This is a genomic window from Gracilibacillus sp. HCP3S3_G5_2, from assembly GCF_052063305.1.
Classification (GTDB): Bacteria; Bacillota; Bacilli; order Bacillales; family Amphibacillaceae; genus Gracilibacillus.
The window spans coordinates 127,062-146,175 of record NZ_JBQHXU010000002.1 but is presented as its reverse complement, the minus strand read 5'-3'; the positions used below and the strand labels follow the sequence as shown (position 1 = coordinate 146,175).

Annotated in this window: 22 protein-coding genes; 15 read left to right on the top strand and 7 right to left on the bottom strand. The window is 36.0% G+C overall.

Annotated features, from left to right (window positions below; translation table 11 throughout):
- Nucleotides 1–336 precede the first annotated feature (336 nt).
- Nucleotides 337–753 (bottom strand): MerR family transcriptional regulator, encoded by a 417-nt coding sequence (locus ACTNEP_RS03135; protein ID WP_441160171.1) that lies wholly within the window; start codon nt 751–753, stop codon nt 337–339.
- 401 nt (nt 754–1,154) lie between these two features.
- Between ACTNEP_RS03135 and ACTNEP_RS03130 the strand changes: the two genes are divergently transcribed.
- The 8 genes from ACTNEP_RS03130 to ACTNEP_RS03095 all read left to right on the top strand — a co-directional run bounded on the left by ACTNEP_RS03130 (nt 1,155) and on the right by ACTNEP_RS03095 (nt 7,229).
- The gene (locus ACTNEP_RS03130) at nt 1,155–1,493 is read left to right on the top strand and encodes a PadR family transcriptional regulator (protein ID WP_441160170.1); all 339 of its coding nucleotides are present in this window, start codon (nt 1,155–1,157) and stop codon (nt 1,491–1,493) included.
- Nucleotide 1,494: 1 nt separating this feature from the next.
- Nucleotides 1,495–1,839 carry a DUF1048 domain-containing protein gene (locus ACTNEP_RS03125; protein WP_441160169.1) on the top strand — a complete coding sequence of 115 codons (345 nt, stop codon included), beginning with the start codon at nt 1,495–1,497 and terminating at the stop codon, nt 1,837–1,839.
- A gap of 302 nt (nt 1,840–2,141) precedes the next feature.
- Nucleotides 2,142–2,903, top strand: a complete 762-nt coding sequence (locus ACTNEP_RS03120) for an ABC transporter ATP-binding protein (protein ID WP_441160168.1) — start codon at nt 2,142–2,144, stop codon at nt 2,901–2,903.
- Complete coding sequence (locus tag ACTNEP_RS03115; protein WP_441160166.1) at nt 2,904–3,653, top strand: ABC transporter permease; 750 nt, start codon at nt 2,904–2,906, stop codon at nt 3,651–3,653. It abuts the gene before it with no gap.
- 951 nt (nt 3,654–4,604) lie between these two features.
- Nucleotides 4,605–4,907, top strand: coding sequence for a hypothetical protein (locus ACTNEP_RS03110; RefSeq protein WP_441160165.1), 303 nt, complete (start codon nt 4,605–4,607; stop codon nt 4,905–4,907).
- Nucleotides 4,908–5,131: 224 nt separating this feature from the next.
- Nucleotides 5,132–5,650 carry a general stress protein gene (locus ACTNEP_RS03105; protein ID WP_441160164.1) on the top strand — a complete coding sequence of 173 codons (519 nt, stop codon included), beginning with the start codon at nt 5,132–5,134 and terminating at the stop codon, nt 5,648–5,650.
- Between the two features lie 206 nt (nt 5,651–5,856).
- Nucleotides 5,857–6,336, top strand: a complete 480-nt coding sequence (locus ACTNEP_RS03100; RefSeq protein ID WP_441160163.1) for a hypothetical protein — start codon at nt 5,857–5,859, stop codon at nt 6,334–6,336.
- 350 nt (nt 6,337–6,686) lie between these two features.
- Complete coding sequence (locus tag ACTNEP_RS03095) at nt 6,687–7,229, top strand: hypothetical protein (RefSeq protein ID WP_441160162.1); 543 nt, start codon at nt 6,687–6,689, stop codon at nt 7,227–7,229.
- A 332-nt stretch (nt 7,230–7,561) separates the two neighbouring features.
- Here the strand turns inward: ACTNEP_RS03095 and ACTNEP_RS03090 are convergent, their stop codons facing one another.
- Nucleotides 7,562–7,714 carry a small acid-soluble spore protein P gene (locus ACTNEP_RS03090; RefSeq protein ID WP_441160161.1) on the bottom strand — a complete coding sequence of 51 codons (153 nt, stop codon included), beginning with the start codon at nt 7,712–7,714 and terminating at the stop codon, nt 7,562–7,564.
- Between the two features lie 24 nt (nt 7,715–7,738).
- On the bottom strand, nt 7,739–7,981 hold the full coding sequence (locus ACTNEP_RS03085) for a DNA alkylation repair protein (protein WP_441160159.1): 243 nt from the start codon (nt 7,979–7,981) through the stop codon (nt 7,739–7,741).
- A 155-nt stretch (nt 7,982–8,136) separates the two neighbouring features.
- Here ACTNEP_RS03085 and ACTNEP_RS03080 point away from each other — a divergent pair, with 155 nt between their 5' ends.
- Nucleotides 8,137–8,835, top strand: coding sequence for a polysaccharide deacetylase family protein (locus tag ACTNEP_RS03080; RefSeq protein ID WP_441160158.1), 699 nt, complete (start codon nt 8,137–8,139; stop codon nt 8,833–8,835).
- 178 nt (nt 8,836–9,013) lie between these two features.
- Here ACTNEP_RS03080 and ACTNEP_RS03075 read toward each other — a convergent pair whose 3' ends face one another.
- The 3 genes from ACTNEP_RS03075 to ACTNEP_RS03065 all read right to left on the bottom strand — a co-directional run bounded on the left by ACTNEP_RS03075 (nt 9,014) and on the right by ACTNEP_RS03065 (nt 12,943).
- A complete protein-coding gene (locus ACTNEP_RS03075) occupies nt 9,014–10,714 on the bottom strand; it encodes a DUF2207 domain-containing protein (protein WP_441160157.1) in 1,701 nt (566 codons plus the stop codon).
- Between the two features lie 290 nt (nt 10,715–11,004).
- Nucleotides 11,005–11,937 (bottom strand): aldo/keto reductase, encoded by a 933-nt coding sequence (locus ACTNEP_RS03070; protein WP_441160156.1) that lies wholly within the window; start codon nt 11,935–11,937, stop codon nt 11,005–11,007.
- Nucleotides 11,938–11,941: 4 nt separating this feature from the next.
- Nucleotides 11,942–12,943 carry a Gfo/Idh/MocA family protein gene (locus tag ACTNEP_RS03065; RefSeq protein ID WP_441160155.1) on the bottom strand — a complete coding sequence of 334 codons (1,002 nt, stop codon included), beginning with the start codon at nt 12,941–12,943 and terminating at the stop codon, nt 11,942–11,944.
- 111 nt (nt 12,944–13,054) lie between these two features.
- On the opposite strand from ACTNEP_RS03065, the gene ACTNEP_RS03060 reads away from it, so the two are divergent.
- The gene (locus tag ACTNEP_RS03060) at nt 13,055–13,888 is read left to right on the top strand and encodes a helix-turn-helix domain-containing protein (RefSeq protein ID WP_441160154.1); all 834 of its coding nucleotides are present in this window, start codon (nt 13,055–13,057) and stop codon (nt 13,886–13,888) included.
- A 72-nt stretch (nt 13,889–13,960) separates the two neighbouring features.
- Here the strand turns inward: ACTNEP_RS03060 and ACTNEP_RS03055 are convergent, their stop codons facing one another.
- Entirely contained in the window at nt 13,961–15,670 is a 1,710-nt protein-coding gene (locus ACTNEP_RS03055; protein WP_441160152.1) for an Rqc2 family fibronectin-binding protein, read from the bottom strand.
- Between the two features lie 145 nt (nt 15,671–15,815).
- Here ACTNEP_RS03055 and ACTNEP_RS03050 point away from each other — a divergent pair, with 145 nt between their 5' ends.
- The 5 genes from ACTNEP_RS03050 (at nt 15,816) to coaBC (ending at nt 19,112) form a co-directional block, all read left to right on the top strand.
- Nucleotides 15,816–16,694: a YicC/YloC family endoribonuclease gene (locus tag ACTNEP_RS03050; RefSeq protein WP_441160151.1), complete on the top strand. Its 879-nt coding sequence runs from the start codon at nt 15,816–15,818 to the stop codon at nt 16,692–16,694.
- Nucleotides 16,695–16,723: 29 nt separating this feature from the next.
- Nucleotides 16,724–16,984, top strand: a complete 261-nt coding sequence (gene remA / locus ACTNEP_RS03045; protein ID WP_018932726.1) for an extracellular matrix/biofilm regulator RemA — start codon at nt 16,724–16,726, stop codon at nt 16,982–16,984.
- A 14-nt stretch (nt 16,985–16,998) separates the two neighbouring features.
- Nucleotides 16,999–17,619: a guanylate kinase gene (gene gmk, locus ACTNEP_RS03040; protein WP_441160150.1), complete on the top strand. Its 621-nt coding sequence runs from the start codon at nt 16,999–17,001 to the stop codon at nt 17,617–17,619.
- Entirely contained in the window at nt 17,616–17,831 is a 216-nt protein-coding gene (rpoZ, locus tag ACTNEP_RS03035) for a DNA-directed RNA polymerase subunit omega (RefSeq protein WP_441160149.1), read from the top strand. Before gmk ends, rpoZ begins: the two co-directional genes overlap by 4 nt.
- A gap of 81 nt (nt 17,832–17,912) precedes the next feature.
- On the top strand, nt 17,913–19,112 hold the full coding sequence (coaBC, locus tag ACTNEP_RS03030) for a bifunctional phosphopantothenoylcysteine decarboxylase/phosphopantothenate--cysteine ligase CoaBC (RefSeq protein ID WP_441160148.1): 1,200 nt from the start codon (nt 17,913–17,915) through the stop codon (nt 19,110–19,112).
- Nucleotides 19,113–19,114 lie beyond the last annotated feature (2 nt).

The window sequence follows — 19,114 nt, the reverse complement described above, 5'->3', positions numbered from 1 at the left end:
CTATTGGGAATACTTTCTATGTCGCTATCTTAGGGGGATTTGTAAAATGGATGAAGTGATTGATAAGTAACTTTTGATGGTGATATCGAGTGCAAAGCACCCGCTCTGGCTGATCGTTTCGCTTTCCGAGGGGAAAAAAACGTGGAAAGGAATGTGGGCAGCTGGAGCGATTGTTACATAGCTATAGCCTCTCAAAAATTACGACGAAGCAACATAAGATAATGCGTAGTATGCTCCTACTAAATAGGAAAATCCAAACGATTTCAAGGTCTATTTGAATAATCGTTTGGAATTTTGTGGCTTATACATTTCTGTTGTCCCAGCTTCATTTATTTGTTAGTTAGTGACAGGAATTTCTATTTTATCACCTTTATGAATATCTTCAGTTCCTGCATCTAGTGCCGTTTTGTAATATAAGCATTTATGTTCAATAAGTTTCATTGTTTTTTTTAGTTCTTCCATTTGAGCTTCTACACTAGCTTTTCGTTCCATAAACATGTCATATCTTTGTTGTAACGTAGCATCTCCTTCAGAACACCAATCTATGAAAGCTTTAATTTCCTTTATAGGCATCCCAGTAGACTTCAGGCATTCAATGATTTTTAAAGCCTCTATATCTGATTCTTTAAATATCCTTGTGCCGCTCGATGTCCTTTCTACAAAAGGCATCAGACCTTCTTTGTCATAGTAACGCAAAGTATGTACGGAGAGATCTAATTCCTTTGCAACTTTCCCAATTGAATATGTTTTCATTATACCCCATCCTTTTTTGAGAATTAGACTTCGATTTAACTCTATATTAATCATAAAATGAATCGTATCACGGATTAATTGATGTGTCAAAGTCGTGAAAAAAAGTGCTTTAGATAGTCAACTAACTTTATCACGATCCTAAACGTCTGTAAGACCTCACTTCACGCTTCAAGTTATACAAGGATAAGTATAGGGATAACAGACGCGAACATCTTGATAAGTTACGGGGGTTATAAGCGCTCTTATTAAATTAGATAGTTGCTGCTACGTACATTTTGAAAAAAAAATTAATGCTTGACAAACAACACTATTCTGCATTACTATATAGTAGTAATAGGTGTTACTGAATACCTGTGTTACTGAGTACTAAAATATATAATGAAAGACAATGGGTGATAAAATTGGAAAATATCACAGAAATGCTCAAAGGGGTACTCGAGGGTTGTGTGCTTGAGATTATCAGTCGTGGTGAAACATACGGCTATGAAATCACACAGCATCTACGAGAACTTGGTTTCACTGATGTAGTTGAAGGTACAGTCTATACGATTACCATGCGGCTTGAGAAAAACAATCTAGTGGACATCGAGAAAAAGCGATCCTCTGTCGGACCACCGAGAAAATTTTACACACTCAATGCAGAAGGTCAAAAACAACTTGAAACTTTTTGGGCAAAATGGGATTTTATCTCAAGCAAAATGAATGAACTCAAAACTAAAGAAATTAAAAGGAGAGGGTAAAATGGGTTTTATTGAAAAAATTATCGGAAGTCTGGAGGAAAAAAGGGAATGGAAGGAGATGGAGGCACGTGCAAAGACACTTCCAAGTGAATACCATAATGCTTACAAAGCTATCCAAAAATATATGTGGACTGCTGGTGGCCTCACAGAATGGAAGGATGTAAGCCGTATTTTTGGCGGCATTCTCGACCTTTTTGAGGAAGGTGCAGCGTCAGGTAAGAAAGTCACTGACCTTACGGGTGAGGACGTGGCCTCTTTCTGCGAAGAGCTAGTAAAGGACGCAAAGACTTGGCAAGACAAACATCGAAAAAAGTTGAACGATTCGATTGGTCGTGACTTTTCATGATGAATAGAATTAGCGCATTTTAAAATATTTTTAATAGAATATTCCGACTGAATAGCTGGAAGCAAATGAGAATTGTAACCTTCACTATTCAGTTTAATTTTAACACAGTAGTAAGTAATACTGAATATCAGTCTGACAAAGTAGGTAGATTTCAAATCAACAATTTAGATGTTCAAGACAATTGCCCGGATCATCACTACGATTTCTTTGAAGGCAAGTATTTCACTTATTTATCAAATAAAGCACCTTATTTTCGGATCAAGAAAGCGAACTTACTGTGCATATTATAAGGAGGAAAAATTATGAGCAATACAGCGATTTCTGTAAAAGGATTAAAAAAATCCTATAAAGATAAGGAAGTTTTAAAGGGAGTAAATTTTGAAGTGCAGCGTGGAGAAATTTTCGCACTTCTGGGCTCTAACGGAGCCGGCAAAACAACGGCGGTTAACATCCTTTCAACACTAATAAAGCCAAATAGTGGGGAAGTAAGTATTTGTGGGATTGACGTTCAGCGTCAGCCGGAACATGTTCGCCAATATATCAGCCTGACAGGACAGTTTGCAGCTTTAGATGGTATGCAGACCGGGCGGGAAAATCTGATGATGATTTCAAAGTTGCGGGGAGTTTCCAATCCCGCTCATGTAACCGACAATCTGCTTACAAGATTTAATCTGACTGATGCGGCTAACCGCCGTGCTGACAATTATTCTGGCGGAATGAAGCGCAGGCTAGACATCGCCATGAGCCTGATCGGAACTCCGGCGGTCATTTTTCTAGACGAACCCACCACAGGGCTTGACCCTGAAGCACGGATTGAAGTTTGGGATACCATCAAGGAACTTTCCGAGGCTGGCACGACTATATTGCTTACGACTCAGTACTTGGAGGAAGCAGAACAACTTGCGGACCGTATTGCCATCCTGCATGGCGGAAAAATCATCACGACCGGTACCCTTACAGAACTAAAGGAAATGTTCCCACCCACGAAAGTAGAATACATTGAGAAACAGCCTACATTAGAGGAAATTTTTCTTGCGATCATTAGTAAGAAGGAGGAGAAGTAAATGAAAAGTAAAACAACTGTGTTACTAGGAAGATTAATGCGCAATATTATGCGTAGCCCGGATACGATAATAACGGTGGCGATTACGCCGATTATGATGATGTTGCTGTTTGTCTACGTATTTGGCGGCGCGATAGAAACCGGCACGGACAACTACGTCAATTATTTATTGCCAGGAATCTTGCTGATGGCTATCGCATCCGGCGTCGCTTACACTTCCGTGCGTCTGTTTACGGATGTAAAGAGCGGGCTGATGGCGCGTTTCCTTACCATGCCCATCAAGAGCTCGTCGGTATTGTGGGCTCACGTGTTGACTTCGTTTGTTTCCAATGCGCTAACTGTTGTGGTGGTTATCCTCGTCGCTTTCTTGATAGGGTTCCGATCAAATGCTGATATTCTATCCTGGCTCGCGGTAGTTGGGATACTTGGGCTGTTTACTTTAGCACTTACATGGCTAGCTGTCATTCCTGGTTTGACAGCAAAGTCTATGGAAGGGGCGACAGCATACTCGTATCCGCTAATTTTCCTGCCGTTTGTCAGTTCGGCTTTTGTGCCCACCGAAAGCATGCCTAAAATTGTTCGTGCGTTCGCTGAAAATCAGCCGGTGACTTCAATCGTGAATTCGATTCGAGCCTTCTTATACGAAGGGACTGTCGACAATGAAATCTGGACCGCGCTCGCCTGGTGTGTGGGGATCATGGTCATTGCTTATTTAATCGCTAGTAAAACATTTAAACGCCAGTTAGGATAAAGATTACTCCAGAATGTTAAAATTTTTTAAAGTCTATCAAGATTCGGTCATTCAAAAAGGCAATAAAGCAAGACAATAATAGAGTACTTGACGGCAAAAATTCTATTAATTTTTTGGCTATATACTTCTCTAATCCCCCAAACTCGAAATCATTGTTCGAGTTCGAGAATTGTCAAAGATAAAAGAGAAATGGAAAAGTAATGAAAATCGAAGCGTTGAAAATTCTTTCATATAAAAAGAGACTTGAAATCGGGAGTGAAGTAATCCTCCAAATCAATTAATAAAGTTTTGGGTGGGATTGAGGAAAAAGAAATCAAAGGTTGAAACTAAATGGTATGTTTCAACCTTTATTTTTATGACTTTTTATAAACTAGGTTGGTAAATGAAAGCTATACTTGAATTTAAAGTGGCCGACCCATTAATTTATAATGGTTCATTAGAGAGAAAATAAATTAAATGCAATATATGTCTGGTAAATATACTTTAATCATCGTAGGAATCAAAAAGGAGAATAAACTAAATTCCTTTATTGCCAAGGTTTAAGAGAATCTACTTTTTGAATAACGTTAAGGAAAGCTGTTTTAATTATAGTTGGGAAGCAAATCACTACTTTAGAAGATAAGTTGTAAAAACTTTGATCAAAAATCCTTGTATTGACATACAGTGTATTTTATTTCGCAATCGATCCGACTAGTATTGGATATTTATGTTAAAATGTAAATAACTTTGTGAAAAATGTATTTAAACTAACAGGATAAGATAATTCAGTAATCAATTGCATGCGGAGAAAATTATAAATCGTATTGAGAATTTAATCCCATCTTCAAAACCAAATCTACCAACCCAGCTTAAGGATGGTGCAAGAACGTTCTACAGATGACCGTAGCAGAGTTGTGGAAGAGTATAAATAAGAATTAGTAAAAGTAAAAAAATAAGGGAGGGGTTTATCCTATGGAAATCGTGCGTATTTTACTACCTGTTGTAATCGTGGGTGCACTTGCTGTATTAGTAGTTTTAAGAATGGCAGATAAATATAAGAAAGGTAACCTGGGTAAAAAAGAATCAAAAAAAGCTCAAAATTTGTTGGATAGTTTAATTCCACTTGGAATGATAATTGGTTGTGCTGTTGGGATACTTATTAGTATGTTTTTCTCCATTTCCCTACTCTCTACAATCGGTTTGGGAGCAGGAATAGGTTTATTATTTGGATATTTTGCTTATGAGATTTACAGTAAAAAAGAAGAAAGTTATTAGAAATCTTTGTAATCGGATTATTCCACAACTGGTGCAACAGTTCAAAGACAATAAGATGATGTTTTTTATTTCTATAAAATAACTGGCGTTTAATGTTAAAATTAACTGACAAAGATCTTATACTAACCAAGCAGAATGATGAAGAAACAAGGGTAGAAAAAACATTGTAACTGGGATTTAATCTTGAAAATATAAAAAAAAATGAAGATAAAGGGGGGTGAATTTTGAAGAAGACAATAGAAAGTAGATTTGAGTACTTATATAAAGGGGAAACATTTGCAATCATTATGTTCATACCTCTTAGTTTCCTCATACACTATACGTACCCTAATCTGCAGATATATTCACTTCTTTCTTTTTGGGTTTCATTTTTCTTATTAGAATTTATCCTCATTCAAGGAGCTTACTATTGGTATTCTAAGAGGAAGCGGCTTACCACTGAGAAGAAGTCAATAACCCCAATTAGGGTTGTTAGACTGTTGAGAAAAATGAAAACGATAAATATAGGTGTAATAATTATCACTATATTCTTATTTTTTATAGACTTATATATTCACTATCCATATATCCCAGTTAAAGGGTTATTGTTGTGTGGATTTATCTTTATTTTTGCTATTCTAGAGTTTATCAATTACTTCTATGTCCAATTGTCCTATGATAATTTATCTGATATTAGATATTTCATAAGAACAAAGAAATTTAAACGATCTTGTTTAAGTAAAGATTTTAAACGTATTACTTAATTGGAAGTAGTAAATTTAGTCTAGGCAAACAACATCTTAATAAAATGATGTGTTTACTTAATGTACTAACGGTGCTTCTGTTCAATAAAGGAGGACTTTAGCAACTCTTTTTTCTTGTACATATGGGTGTGATAGTTGGATAGGATCCTTTTATATTTTTTTCTGTTGCAAGTTAGTAAAGAATAGGTGGAAGGGGTGATTTCCTAGTGAGCGCAGTTATAATGAGGAAAATTATATCAGCATCAGTTTCTGGGTCATTGTTTGCTATATTGCTCGGTTCTATTGTTCCAAATCCGTTTGGAGGAGATATAAGTTCGATAACAAATTACTTAACCGCTTTTGTAATTTCTACACCAGCTTATTTGATGTACAGTTTCCCAGTTATTTTAATCTATGGTGTTTTAACGTCGATCATTAGTGAGAAATCAAGTCATTTAATAGTAAGAAAAACTAATAATGAAAAAATCAAAGTAATTATCTCAGGTGTTTTACATGTGCTATTTGGCCTTATCTTGCTCCCTTATAGTTTGGCTGCAGCAATTTTGTTTTTTATAACAGATAGACTACTACATAAAAGTAACTATAAACTTAATTGGTTACATGCAGTAAAAAGTTTAGCAATCCCCTGTATGGTTTGGTTATCATTTATGGTAATGGTTTATTTGGAACATATATTCTTTAACTGATGGGTGTTTTACTTTAACGAAGAGGACATGCTTCCGTTCTTCTACTAGCGCAGTATAATTGAGGGAGGATATACACTTCTGAATTGTAAATGAAACCCCAGATGATATTTGAAGATTTATTATGGTAGCGAAGTGTGGTATTGAATATCCAAATATAATCCCACCTTTTGATGAAATTGAAAATCCCTTCATAGCCTAGGAATGAGAGGAATCGCTTTTAATGATGACAAGGAAACCTGTTCTAACAATAGTTCATCTCTCATACTGGTAGAAACACGCGATGCGTTATTTGCAATTTTAAGAAAAATACATAATAAAGTAGAGAAAGTTTAAAAAGGAGGGATAGGTTGATGGAATTTAAAAGAAATTTCAAGGCGGTACTAGTTAAAGGAATTATTTGTTTAGTGATAATTATCGGTTTAAGTGTTGCTCTTTACATACAAGAAAACGGATGGGAATGGCGTAATACATTGATTTGGTCTGTCGGTATCCCTTTTTATTTTTATATTTTCTTAACCGTATTAAAAACTAAGGTATATGTAGGAGATTCACGATTGGTATATCGTCGATTGTTTCGCTCAAAAGCAATGAGATATAAAGATATTACGTCTGTGGAATTAATCACAACAGCAAGCACAGGAGACAATAATAGAAGGAGTACGTATTTTGTTTTTCATGATAAATACGGGAAGAAACTAACGATTAATCGAATCATCATGCTTAGCCATGAAAAGAGTTATCGATTCTTGGCACACATAAAGTCTAAGAACTCGAACATCGATTTCGATTATGGTTGTCAGGCTATTATTGGGGATCGTAATCCGTCCTTGGATTTAAAAGAGGCAGCAGGTTTGGTTTTAGATGAGTACCATAAGAGAAAAAGAGGGAAATAAAATAAAGGATTTTAACTTTTCACCTCGAAAATGATAATATTCCTAAACTCACTCAAAAAATTAGAGGTGAAAATGAATAAATTGTTGAACAGTTGCCTTTGTTGTTTAAAGGTTAATACATATTATACATGAAAAATTTGTATCAACCTTTATGATGATTTTCATTTTTTAGATCTGATAAAATTTAATAGAAATCCCTGTGATAAGCCAAACACTATTCTTGAAGATAAGCTGTGAAAACTATGAGCAAAAATTGTATTGTTCTTTATTTCGTGATCGGTCCAGATTGTAGAAGAATTCCTACCTTCAGGTCCTCGTATTGAATAGGGTTCTCACATGTCATGTGATCTACCATGATTTTGTCGAGAATGATTTTTATTTTTTATTTTATGTGAACCTGCTAATGGTTCACCGTAGGGCTGTTGTATGCTTTTGGGTAATTCAGGCTGTTCCTGCTGTTTTGGTCCTTTAGGATTTTTGGTCATATTTATTCATCCTCCATGATTTGTTTATGGTGTTTGAGCATATTTTATAAAGGTGTTTTCATCTTCAATTAAGCCACATATCCCACATTGTATTCTTCTGTTAGGACCGTTGTAGGCGATATGAAAAGCTTCTAACGGTTCCTGTTCATAATTATTGATCACTTCTCCAGTAGCTGTGTTTAATTTTACTGGTTTGGCAACTTGTTCAATTACATTAAATCGTGAACGGTTTGTTTTACATTTAGGGCAGCGGTAAGGCTGATTCAAGCAAAACACCTCCTTGGTTACTTTGCTATTTGTCAGGATACAAAGGTTGAACGATACTTATCTTTATTTTCTCTGATTCCAGCTAAATTATACGAAGATTTTCGGGAGAGAGAAAAAATCCTTTTTCGTATTATTAATGCAAAGGAGAAACGATAATGAAAAAAATAATAATTTCATTTGCTATCATTTTAATCTGTATAGTTGCGATTTTATTTGGAAGTTATCGCCTCATGAATGCGAGGAGCTTCCAGTTATTTGGTGATTTAACTTCTCAAGTAGAAACAAATGAAAAAGTTGTTGCACTTACGTTTGATGATGGTCCTACTAAAAACGTTAAGGAGATTCTATCGTTGTTAGATAAATATAATGTTAAAGCAACGTTTTTTCTGATTGGAGAATACATAGAAGAATTTCCAGGTGAGGCGGAAGCCATTGTAGAAGCTGGACATCAGGTAGCAAACCATACTTATTCTCATAATCGAATGATTTTCAAATCTCCGTCATTTATTAAAAAAGAAATCGAAAAGACAGACCGACTAATAAGAGAAATAGGTTATCAAGAACAAATTGATTTTCGTCCACCGAATGGAAAGAAATTTATTGTATTGCCATGGTATTTGAATAAAAGTAATAAAGAAACAATTATGTGGAATCTTGAACCTGACAGCTTTTATGAGGAAGCAGCAGATAAAGTGAATTATATAGTAGAAAATATCGAACCTGGATCCATTATACTTATGCACCCAATGTATGATAACACGGGGAGTCAACTCAAAACTATCGAAGGTGTTATCCAAAGATTAACTCAAGAGAATTATCAATTCAAAACGGTTAATGAAATACAAGAAATATAATATTCTAGTACAAAAATGCGAACTTGAGAAATATCCATATCTTAAAAAATTTTTTAGCCCTTGAAGAGTGAAAGTAACAAAATAAAATCGAGAGGTACTTAGAATGTGCAAAGTATAAAGAACGAACATAGGCTAGGCTTGTGCCAGTACTTGGCACAAGCCTAGTTTATCTTTACTGTCAGAATGCACCTGATCCTCCGCCACCACCACCAACTCCTGTTCCGCCACCAGGAACACCGCCATTGCTTGAAGTAGCAGCGGATACCGTTGAATCTGCTTTGTCAAATTGATTGGTCAGGGTGCTTGCAATAAGTATAAACATCAACAAGTCATTCGTTTTTAAGTTACCATCAGCAGTAGTAGTTTGAGAGACGTTCTTGCTAAGGTGTTCACATTTCTTTTGCATCGACTTATTACCTGTACCGATGGCGAAAATAAATGCTTGCATTTGTTCATCACTCATCCAATCATTCCACTCTTTTTCACTAATATTGTCGTAATGGAAGCTGAATCTTTTCCACTGTTGTCTAATCCTAAACCCTTGAGCAGTTTGAGGCTGGTAGATAATTGCAAATAGTAATAAGGCGAAACTAAGAAAAATAGCAAGAACCATCCACATGAAAAGAGAATGCACACCAAGAATAATAATAAAAGGAATAGTTAGAAGACTGACCACGCCTGTTGTCCAACGTAAGCCTATTTCCTTTTCAAACAGGTGGTTCTCGTTAACTTCCTCTTTCACAGCTTGAACCCATTTGGTAAAGTCACTATGGTACGTCGAATGATTATCTTCGACCGTTGTATAGGTATGGAGATCTGATAAAGAAAAGACACCATTATTACCGACTTTATAGAATAACCATTCGATTAATATACTTTCATGTTGAAAGTCTGTATTTAGATCTACGATAATAAATTTACTTTCGTCTTCTCGTTTAGCGTACCCTTTTCTAACCAGATCCAATAAAGCTGCTGATATCATTTCACTACTAGCGGTCATGTGTCGCATATAAAGTATAGTAGCTGGTAAACTCATTTCCTGATTTGGTATCGACAGTGATTGAATAGTGCTACGTTCTGCTTCTCGAAACCTCCTGTTCCTTTTTCTCCATGCTACAGTAACTAGAGAGAGTAAATATATAGATAAACCACTTACAATATAAGGGGAAATAAGGCGTAATAGGTTCACTCTATTCTCATAAGCCGCTCGTTCTTCCTCTAATTTAGCTTGATCTGCTAAAATATCCTCGCGAATCGTTCTGTCCTCTAAAAGGTTGGTTGTAGGAAATAGAGAAGTATCGTAAGCTACTCGGATATCTCCTTCTGTCCCGCTTTTCACTTCACCCATGGCAAAATGTACAATCCCATCTGAATCTATACTTGAAGTCTCAAAAGCTTCATCGTACCCCAATGCGAGTACTTCTTTAGTTGTTTGAGGCGGGTGAATAAAAATATCCATGTTTTGATATGTGGACTCGTTGCTGCTGTCAAAGAAAGGCCAGTAAAATTGTGACAAGTCTGTGTAAGCTTCTACTCCATTGGTAATAGTATAAGATAGGTCAATTTGGATCCCCTGATCTGAACCACTTCGATAGATTTTATAGAGATTCTCTTCTTGTTCTACATCTAAAGGCTTGTTGTTTTCAAATGCTTTAAAGTCTTTAATTTCTGTCTGTTCTTTCGGTATTAGTGTGCGAGTGATTCCATTAAAATCACTATCAAATTGGTAGGTGTGTTGCTCTGTAACTTGTACATTGCCATTCTCCTGTAAATAAGCATTAATTTCCGAGTTCGTAATGGAAAAATCAACTGCAAAGGCGTGTTGAGGTAGTAAAAAAATTGAAAAAACAAAAACAATGAGTATAAGGTTCTTTTTCATTTTGTTCAAGCTCCTCTCCAATTTCTATACGATGAGTAAGTATAAAAGGTTTCATTTATTGTGACGGATTTAGCGCAGATAGAAAAATAAAACAAGATGATTCATTCTCACACCAATTAGCTGTACTAGTGAAAAAGAATTGCACGAAAAATTAAACATCTATAAATAAAAGAATGAGAAAAAGAAACTATCCTCTTAGTAAAGGATAGTTTCTTTTAATTTTATTAAATAATATTTAGATTTTAGATGCCTTAAGCTTCACCTGATACTCCAATTTTATCTTTTTGATCTTATATGTTGCCATTTTCCAACCAATCAACTTCTTCTTTTGATAGCTCAATCTTTGAACCTTCTAAACAGGAAAGCAGCTCTTGTTCGTTTTGCGCCCCGATTAATGCACAGGTAGGAAAAGATTGATTTAAAACATAAGCTAGCGCAATTTGGATCGCTGTTACTCCCTTTTTATCTGCTAGTTGTTCCGCTCTAGCAAGGCGATCCCAGTTGGCATCACTGTAAAAAACACGAACGAGGTCTTCATTACTCCTGTCTTCTGGAGTGAATCGACCAGTAAAAAAACCTCTGGCTTGTGAAGACCATGATAAAAGTGGTAATTGTGTTTGTTCATGCCAGCTAAGATCATCACTGTTAGTTGAGACACAGCCTTTCCAGAATGGCTCCTTAGCTTTCGCTAAACTTAGATTCGGACTGCTAAATGAAAAGCCTATTAAGCCATTAGCAGTTGCGTACTCATTTGCTGCTTGCAGTCGTTCTGTTGTCCAGTTGGACCCACCAATCGCTTTAATTCGACCAGCTTTCATATGTTCATTTAAGGCATCAATGATTTCACTTACTGGTACATCTGGGTCGTCTCTGTGTAATGCATATAAATCAATATAATCGGTGCCAAGTCTTTCTAAACTTTCAAAAAGATCTTGTCTGATTGCATCTGGATTTACACGAGGTCCGTTCTGATCATGATGAGCACCCTTAGTTAAAATTACCATATCCTCTCGATTATTCCGTTCCTTTAACCACATGCCAATAGCTACTTCACTTTCCCCGCCACAGTATATATGTGCTGTATCAATCGTATTGCCGCCGATCGCAACATAACGATCTAATACCTGACAAACTTTATCATATACACTTGGCTTGAAATAATCGGATCCTTGAATCAGGGTAGTAACAGGCTTATCTAGGCCATTAATTTGAATCGTTTTCATTTGGTCATCCTCCTTTGATCTCTACACGTCTTCTTTCCTCGGCAGAAGTAAGACAAGCATCTAATACCTTCATATTCAAGACGGCATCTCTAGCTGGAAAGGGTAATGTCTTGCCCTTTTGAATACTGTGCCCAACTGCATCTGCTTGTAGTGCATATTGATTGACATAGGGTACTTCTACTTTCTGTGTACCTTTACTTGTATGAAGATAAAAATGATCCTGTTCATTTTGGTTTACAACGAAAGCAGACGGAACCTCGATTCTACCTTCTGTCCCTAAAATTTCTAATTGATTACGGAAATCTGCCCACATTCCACAATCAAAGGTAAGCGCAACACCATGATCAAATTCCAACAATCCGGATGCCATCATATCCACTTGATCATGCTCTTCTGAAAAGAAAGCATGAACAGTTGCAGCTTGCGGTTCTTCTTTTAAAATCATTCTGGCAGCACTTATTGGATAAACTCCTACATCGTATAAGGAGCCGCCACCCCAATCCTTTCGATAGCGAACATTTTCTTTTGCTGCTGCATTGTTGAAAGTAAATACACCATGAATACCACGAATGTTCCCGATTTCACCAGATTGAATGAATTCCTCGATCATCTGATATCTTGGGTGATATCGATACATGAAGGCTTCTGCTAAAACAACTCCGGCTTTTTTGCTTGTTGCTTCCATCTCCTGAGCTTCATTAGCATTTAAAGCAATTGGTTTCTCACAGAGCACATGCTTTCCTTGCTCCATCGCTTTAATAGACCATTCTTTATGTAAATGATTCGGTAACGGGATGTAAACGGCATCAATATTGGAGTCAGCTAATAATTGTTCATAGCTACCATATGCAACGGGAATCTCTAATTCCATCGCTGTTTTTTTGGCATTGTCTAAATTACGACTGGCAATAGCGTATACTTCACCTGTTTCTGATTCTTTTATTCCAGGAATAACCGCTTTTTGTGCGATATTCGCTGTACTTATAATTCCCCATTTAATGGACATTTTTGAACCTCCTCTATAACTTTGTTGTTATTATAAACGATTGGTATTAATATGAAAATAGAAGCTTTTTGCTATAAGATAACACAATATTGTCCTCGAGGGAGTGGAGTTATGAACCGTCAAGCTTTATTACCAACATTAAAAAAACATGAATACATGATCCTTCCAGAGTCAGTCGGCTGGTATAAGTCAACCGCAGATCATAATGTCTATCGGGAAGCAGGCTCCATTGATAATTTCAGTATTCACTTTGTTTTATCAGGAACTGGTTTTGTAGAAATGAATGGAAAACAATATACGTTGCAAAGAGGGGATGCTTTTCTTTATTTCCCGGAACAGGAACAAAAATATTATAGCAGTACGGAGAAGCCATGGAATATCAGATGGGTTCATTTTTACGGAAATACCTTGCATACTTTTTTATCAGAAATTGGCTTTGGACGGTTTACCTTGTGGAGACTCCCGAATTTGGCTGAATTGGAAAAAACACATGAACAATTATTACAGGAAGCAGAGGAAAATAGCTTTTTACAACTATCACACTTATCAACACTTACCTATTCTTTTTTGACTACTTTTACTAACAATGCAGTGCCAAGAGAATCTAATTCCAAGCAAGAATTAGATCTACGGATCCAATCACTTTTGCCGAAAATGCAAGATAAAGCTCCAGAAGCTTTTGATCTTGCATACTGGGCAAAAGAAACAGGGGTAAGCACGTTTTATTTTTGTCGGTTATTCAAACGTGTTACTCAGATGACACCAATGGCTTTTATAACATTATGCCGATTGCAATGGAGTAAACAATTACTATTAGAAGAAAAACATCTAACAGTAAAGGAAATCGCTGCAAAATCTGGATATCCAAACCCCAGCTATTTTAATAAACTTTTCCTGGAAAATGAGGGGATGACACCAACGAAATATAGGCAAATGTATCATTAATTATATGCCTAAAAAGTGAACGCTCAGTAGAGTTAAGGGAGTAAATAACATCACCGACTGAGCGTTATTATGCTAATTTTTCTTTAACTTTTTAAAAAAAGTCTTGTCTGGTGTAACAAACAATGTTTTTTGATTCTCGTAGGTGACAAAGCCAGGCTTAGCTCCATTTGGTTTTTTTACATGTCTTATTAACGTATAATCGACCGGAACGGATGAAGAATGCTTTGATTTACTAAAATTGGCAGCTAATTGGGCAGCCTCTAGTAGAGTATCCTCACTAGGATCAGTTGACCGAATAACAACATGTGAACCAGGGATGTCTTTTGTATGCAACCAAATTTCGTTCTTACGCGCCAATCGATTGGTCAAATATTCATTTTGTTTGTTATTTTTCCCAACCAAAATTTCCGTTCCATCGGATGCATAAAATGTTTCTGGTACAGGCTTCGATACTTTCTTTTTTTGTTTTGTTTTTGCTTGTTTTTTCTTTAAATACCCTTGTTCTTGAAGCTCTTCACGTATTTCTTCAATATCCTGTTCTCTGGCAGAATCGATTTGTTCTATAATTTGATCTAAATAGTCAATTTCCTGATAGGTTTTCTTTTTCTCTTCTTCGACCATTTGTTTGGATGTTTTAAGCTTGTGGTATTTCTTGAAAAGAGCCTGTGCATTCTCGCTGGGTGTTTTATTTTCATTCAAAGCTATCTTTCGCTTTTTTTGATCTGAATCATAATAATCAATTACTTCGACTTCTTTATCACCTTTTTTCACTAAATGCATGTGAGCTGTTAATAGCTCACCATCTCTTTGATATCGATCTGCATTTTTAGCTTCTTCCAACGTTTTATTTAATTTCCCTAATTTACGTTTGTTTTTCTTTTGTTCATTCGTTAAGAAACGTAAAAGATCTCCAGCTTTTTGTTTAACACGATCACGTTCTGCCTTCCCTGAATAAAACGTATCAAGCATACCACTCACAGTATCAAAATATTGCTTATCACCGTCTTTGGTCGATAACGGTAAAACATAAAAACTTTCTTTTTTCTCTTTGAATAATATCGCTTGAAATTGTCGTTCAATTATCTGTTGCTGAATGTTAAAAAAGATTTCTTTATAAGCATCTACTTTGCCAAGACCGACTTGGGAGGTGATCTCCTTTGCTAAAACAGATGAAACCCCCATAAAGGTGTTAACGATTTGCTGATCGAGCTTTCCTGCATTAAAATCCAGTTTTCGAATAAACGTTTCTGCATCAATAGTTAGTGGATTCAGCTTACCCTGATTAGGGGGCTTCACATAGGAACTGCCAGGTAAAATAGAACGGTGACGATTTTGTGCACTCGAAACATGTTTAATACTCTCCAGAATCACTTGCCGTTCTTGATCGACTAAAATGATATTACTATGCTTTCCCATTAATTCCACTATCAGTGTTTTTATGCTTTTATCGCCCAATTCATTTTTAGTTTGAAAATGAATATGAATAATTCGTTCATTTTCAACTTGTTCAACTAACTCAATAAAACTTCCATTTAAATACTTACGAAGCATCATACAGAACATCGAAGGTTCAGTAGGATTTTCATAAGTATCTGCCGTTAAATGCATCCTAGCATAATTTGGATGCGCACTGATCAAAAGCTGTTTATTAGCGCCGAATTTTCTTACCGTGAACAATAATTCGGTATCAGTAGGCTGATATATTTTTAATACACGTCCTGAAGTCAATTCATCATGGAGTTCGTGTGTTATTGCACGGGTAACAATTCCGTCAAATACCATTTGTATCACCTCATTATTCCATTATACCATGTCTAATCGATAAAAAAGAATGCAAAGAATTATTTGTCTTATAATTAGAATGTTTGATATGATGATTATGGTGAGCGAGTAGTGTCGATACTATTTGATGGAAGTGATGTAAAAAATGTTAAGTATGACCGGTTTTGGCAGGGAAGAGTTTCAAAATGATCAACTCGAAATTAGTGCAGAGGTTAAAACGATTAATCATCGTTATTTTGACATTACTTTTCATATGCCAAGATTTTTATTACCAATTGAAGATCAGTTGAAAAAGATAATTCAACAGAAAATGAAACGAGGAAAAATCAGTGTGTCGATTTTTATTTCAGGTACATATACACACCGTAAAAAACTGCAAACGGATTGGGATCTAGTCGAACAGTACATAGAGCAATTAAAGCAACTGCAATCTACATATCAGCTTGACGGAGAGATCACAATGGAGATGATCAGCAAGTTTACGGATATTTTCGACATTGAAGAAAAAGAAGAAATCAACACAGAAACGGAAGCATATGTAAAGGCGACTCTTGAAAAAGCGGTCGAAAGAGCTAATCAAATGCGTATAAATGAGGGCAATGAATTAAAACAAGATCTTGTTACAAGAGCAGAAAATATACGAAATAATATAAAACAGTTGGGAGAAAGACGAAAAATTGTTATAATAGAGTATCAGGAGCGAATATTGGAACGGATAAACAAATATATTGAAAATACGTTAGTTTCCGACGAATCAAAGCTTTATCAGGAAGTTGCGCTGCTTGCGGAGAAAGGGGATATTTCTGAAGAGCTGACAAGGATACATAGTCATCTTAAGCAATTCCAGCAAATTGTTGGTGAATCTGGTCCGATAGGTAGAAAATTAGATTTTATTGTACAGGAAATTAATCGGGAATTAAACACGATTGGATCCAAATCAAATGACGTATTAATAAGTGAACAAATTGTTTATTTGAAAAGTGAAGCAGAAAAAATGAAAGAGCAAATTCAAAATGTAGAATAATTGGTTTATAATCTAAGGGGGAGCTCGGAATGAGTTTGAAGTTAATTAACATAGGTTTTGGAAACGTGGTTTCTGCAAATAGAATTATTTCTATTGTTTCACCAGAATCTGCTCCAATTAAACGTATCATTACAGTAGCAAGAGACAATAATAAATTAGTAGATGCTACATATGGAAGAAGAACTAGAGCAGTTATTATTACTGATAGTGATCATGTCGTGTTATCAGCTGTTCAGCCAGAAACAGTTGGACAAAGAGTCATTAGTCATGATGAAATAAATGAAGAATAGTAGGAGGAACTGATTTGATAGAAGAAAAGGGCATACTGTTTATTCTATCTGGTCCATCCGGAGTAGGCAAGGGGACAGTACGAAAAGCATTATTTGAACAAGACACTAACTTAAAGTATTCTATTTCGATGACAACAAGGTCAATCCGTGCAGGAGAGCAAGAAGGTGTCGATTATTTTTATCGGACAAGAGAACAGTTTGAACAAATGATTAAAGAGAAAAAAATGTTAGAATATGCAGAATATGTGGGGAACTATTACGGTACACCAAAACAATATGTTGAAGATACAATCGAAAAAGGTCACGATGTTTTTTTGGAAATTGAAGTGCAAGGGGCATTACAAGTTAAAGAAAACTTCCCACAAGGTGTATTTATCTTTTTAATCCCACCAAGCTTAGAAGAATTAAAGAATCGTATCGTTGAGCGTGGAACGGAAACGGAGGACCTGATCATAAACCGTCTGAAAGAAGCAAGAAGTGAAATTGAAATGATGGATAAGTATGATTATGTCGTAGTTAATGACGATATAAATGAAGCAGTTAAAAAAGTGCAAGCAATCGTACAAAGTGAACATTGTAAACGTGAAAGAGTAGCTAGTCAATACAAAGCATTATTGGAGGTAGATGAAAAATGATTTTAGAACCATCAATCGATAAATTACAAACAAAAATTAATTCCAAATATACACTGGTTACACTCGCTGCCAAAAGAGCACGCCAAATTCAAGATACGAAAATGCATCAAGTAGAATCTCCGAAAGCAGCAACATTCGTTGGATTGGCTTTAGAGGAAATAATAGAGGAGAAATTAACAGTAGATCCGGACTATAAGATGTTTTATGAATAATAAGGATATGGAATGGAAGAGCCCCCCTCGCATTACTTCTGCTTGCGGGGGTTTCTTCTATATCAGAAGGGGGTTTTGGATATGCTAGATGGAAAAAAAGTTCTACTAGGAGTTGCAGGAGGCATTGCTGTTTATAAAGCAGTTGCACTTACAAGTAAATTAACACAAGCTGGAGCCGATGTAAGAGTAATTATGACAGAAAACGCTACAGAATTTGTTACACCGTTAACTTTTCAAGCGATATCAAGAAACCCTGTATATACCGATACGTTCGATGAAAAAGATCCAGCCAAAATAGCTCATATCGATTTGGCAGATTGGGCTGATTTTGTGTTATTAGCACCTGCCACAGCCAATATAATAGGTAAAATCGCAAATGGTATTGCGGATGATATGTTAACTACTACTTTGTTGGCAACAGAGGCGCCAGTGTATGTTGCACCAGCTATGAATGTTCATATGTATCAGCATCCGGCTGTGATCAAGAACTTGCGTACACTTGATAATTGGGGATATCGTTTCATTGAACCAGGTGATGGATATCTTGCTTGTGGTTATATTGGAAAAGGACGTCTGGAAGAACCGGAAAATATTGTCGATCTACTTGAATCGGAAATGAACCGTACATCCAAGTGGAAAGGAAAAAAGGTATTGATTACGGCAGGTCCGACAAGAGAAGCTTTAGACCCCGTCCGTTTTTTTACTAATTATTCGTCTGGAAAAATGGGATATGCACTCGCACAAGCTGCAATGGAAAATGGTGCTGAAGTTATATTGATTTCAGGACCAACAACACTTACACCACCAGTAAACGTCACAACTATTGATATAACAAGCGCTGAGGAAATGTTTGAACAAATGAAAAAATGGTATGGAAGCATGGATATTATTATCAAAACGGCGGCAGTAGCTGATTATCGACCGACAACGATAAATGAGCATAAGCTTAAAAAGCAGGATGAATCGTTGATGTTGGAAATGGAAAGGACTACGGACATCCTTCAATACGTTGGTCAACATAAAACAAAGCAATTTTTAGTTGGCTTTGCAGCAGAAACACAGAATATCGAGGAGTACGGCAGAAAAAAAATCAAAAAGAAAAATTTAGATGCAATCGTTGTGAATGATGTCGGTCGTAAAGAAATAGGATTTAATTCCGATCAAAATGAAGTGCTATTTATGACAAGAAACGGAAAAGAGCAGGTTATCGAACAGTCGAGCAAAAAGAATGTTGCGAAACAGATTATTGAACTAATAGATATGGAATTAAGGAAGGATTAGGT

Excerpts from the sequence above, each read along its gene's own strand:
- ACTNEP_RS03135 (WP_441160171.1), bottom strand. The coding sequence starts at position 753 with ATGAAAACATATTCAATTGGGAAAGTTGCAAAGGAATTAGATCTCTCC.
- ACTNEP_RS03125 (WP_441160169.1), top strand. The coding sequence starts at position 1,495 with ATGGGTTTTATTGAAAAAATTATCGGAAGTCTGGAGGAAAAAAGGGAA.
- ACTNEP_RS03120 (WP_441160168.1), top strand. The coding sequence starts at position 2,142 with ATGAGCAATACAGCGATTTCTGTAAAAGGATTAAAAAAATCCTATAAA.
- ACTNEP_RS03115 (WP_441160166.1), top strand. The coding sequence starts at position 2,904 with ATGAAAAGTAAAACAACTGTGTTACTAGGAAGATTAATGCGCAATATT.
- ACTNEP_RS03110 (WP_441160165.1), top strand. The coding sequence starts at position 4,605 with ATGGAAATCGTGCGTATTTTACTACCTGTTGTAATCGTGGGTGCACTT.
- ACTNEP_RS03095 (WP_441160162.1), top strand. The coding sequence starts at position 6,687 with ATGGAATTTAAAAGAAATTTCAAGGCGGTACTAGTTAAAGGAATTATT.
- ACTNEP_RS03090 (WP_441160161.1), bottom strand. The coding sequence starts at position 7,714 with ATGACCAAAAATCCTAAAGGACCAAAACAGCAGGAACAGCCTGAATTA.
- ACTNEP_RS03080 (WP_441160158.1), top strand. The coding sequence starts at position 8,137 with ATGAAAAAAATAATAATTTCATTTGCTATCATTTTAATCTGTATAGTT.
- ACTNEP_RS03075 (WP_441160157.1), bottom strand. The coding sequence starts at position 10,714 with ATGAAAAAGAACCTTATACTCATTGTTTTTGTTTTTTCAATTTTTTTA.
- ACTNEP_RS03070 (WP_441160156.1), bottom strand. The coding sequence starts at position 11,937 with ATGAAAACGATTCAAATTAATGGCCTAGATAAGCCTGTTACTACCCTG.
- ACTNEP_RS03065 (WP_441160155.1), bottom strand. The coding sequence starts at position 12,943 with ATGTCCATTAAATGGGGAATTATAAGTACAGCGAATATCGCACAAAAA.
- ACTNEP_RS03060 (WP_441160154.1), top strand. The coding sequence starts at position 13,055 with ATGAACCGTCAAGCTTTATTACCAACATTAAAAAAACATGAATACATG.
- ACTNEP_RS03055 (WP_441160152.1), bottom strand. The coding sequence starts at position 15,670 with ATGGTATTTGACGGAATTGTTACCCGTGCAATAACACACGAACTCCAT.
- ACTNEP_RS03050 (WP_441160151.1), top strand. The coding sequence starts at position 15,816 with ATGTTAAGTATGACCGGTTTTGGCAGGGAAGAGTTTCAAAATGATCAA.
- remA (WP_018932726.1), top strand. The coding sequence starts at position 16,724 with ATGAGTTTGAAGTTAATTAACATAGGTTTTGGAAACGTGGTTTCTGCA.
- rpoZ (WP_441160149.1), top strand. The coding sequence starts at position 17,616 with ATGATTTTAGAACCATCAATCGATAAATTACAAACAAAAATTAATTCC.
- coaBC (WP_441160148.1), top strand. The coding sequence starts at position 17,913 with ATGCTAGATGGAAAAAAAGTTCTACTAGGAGTTGCAGGAGGCATTGCT.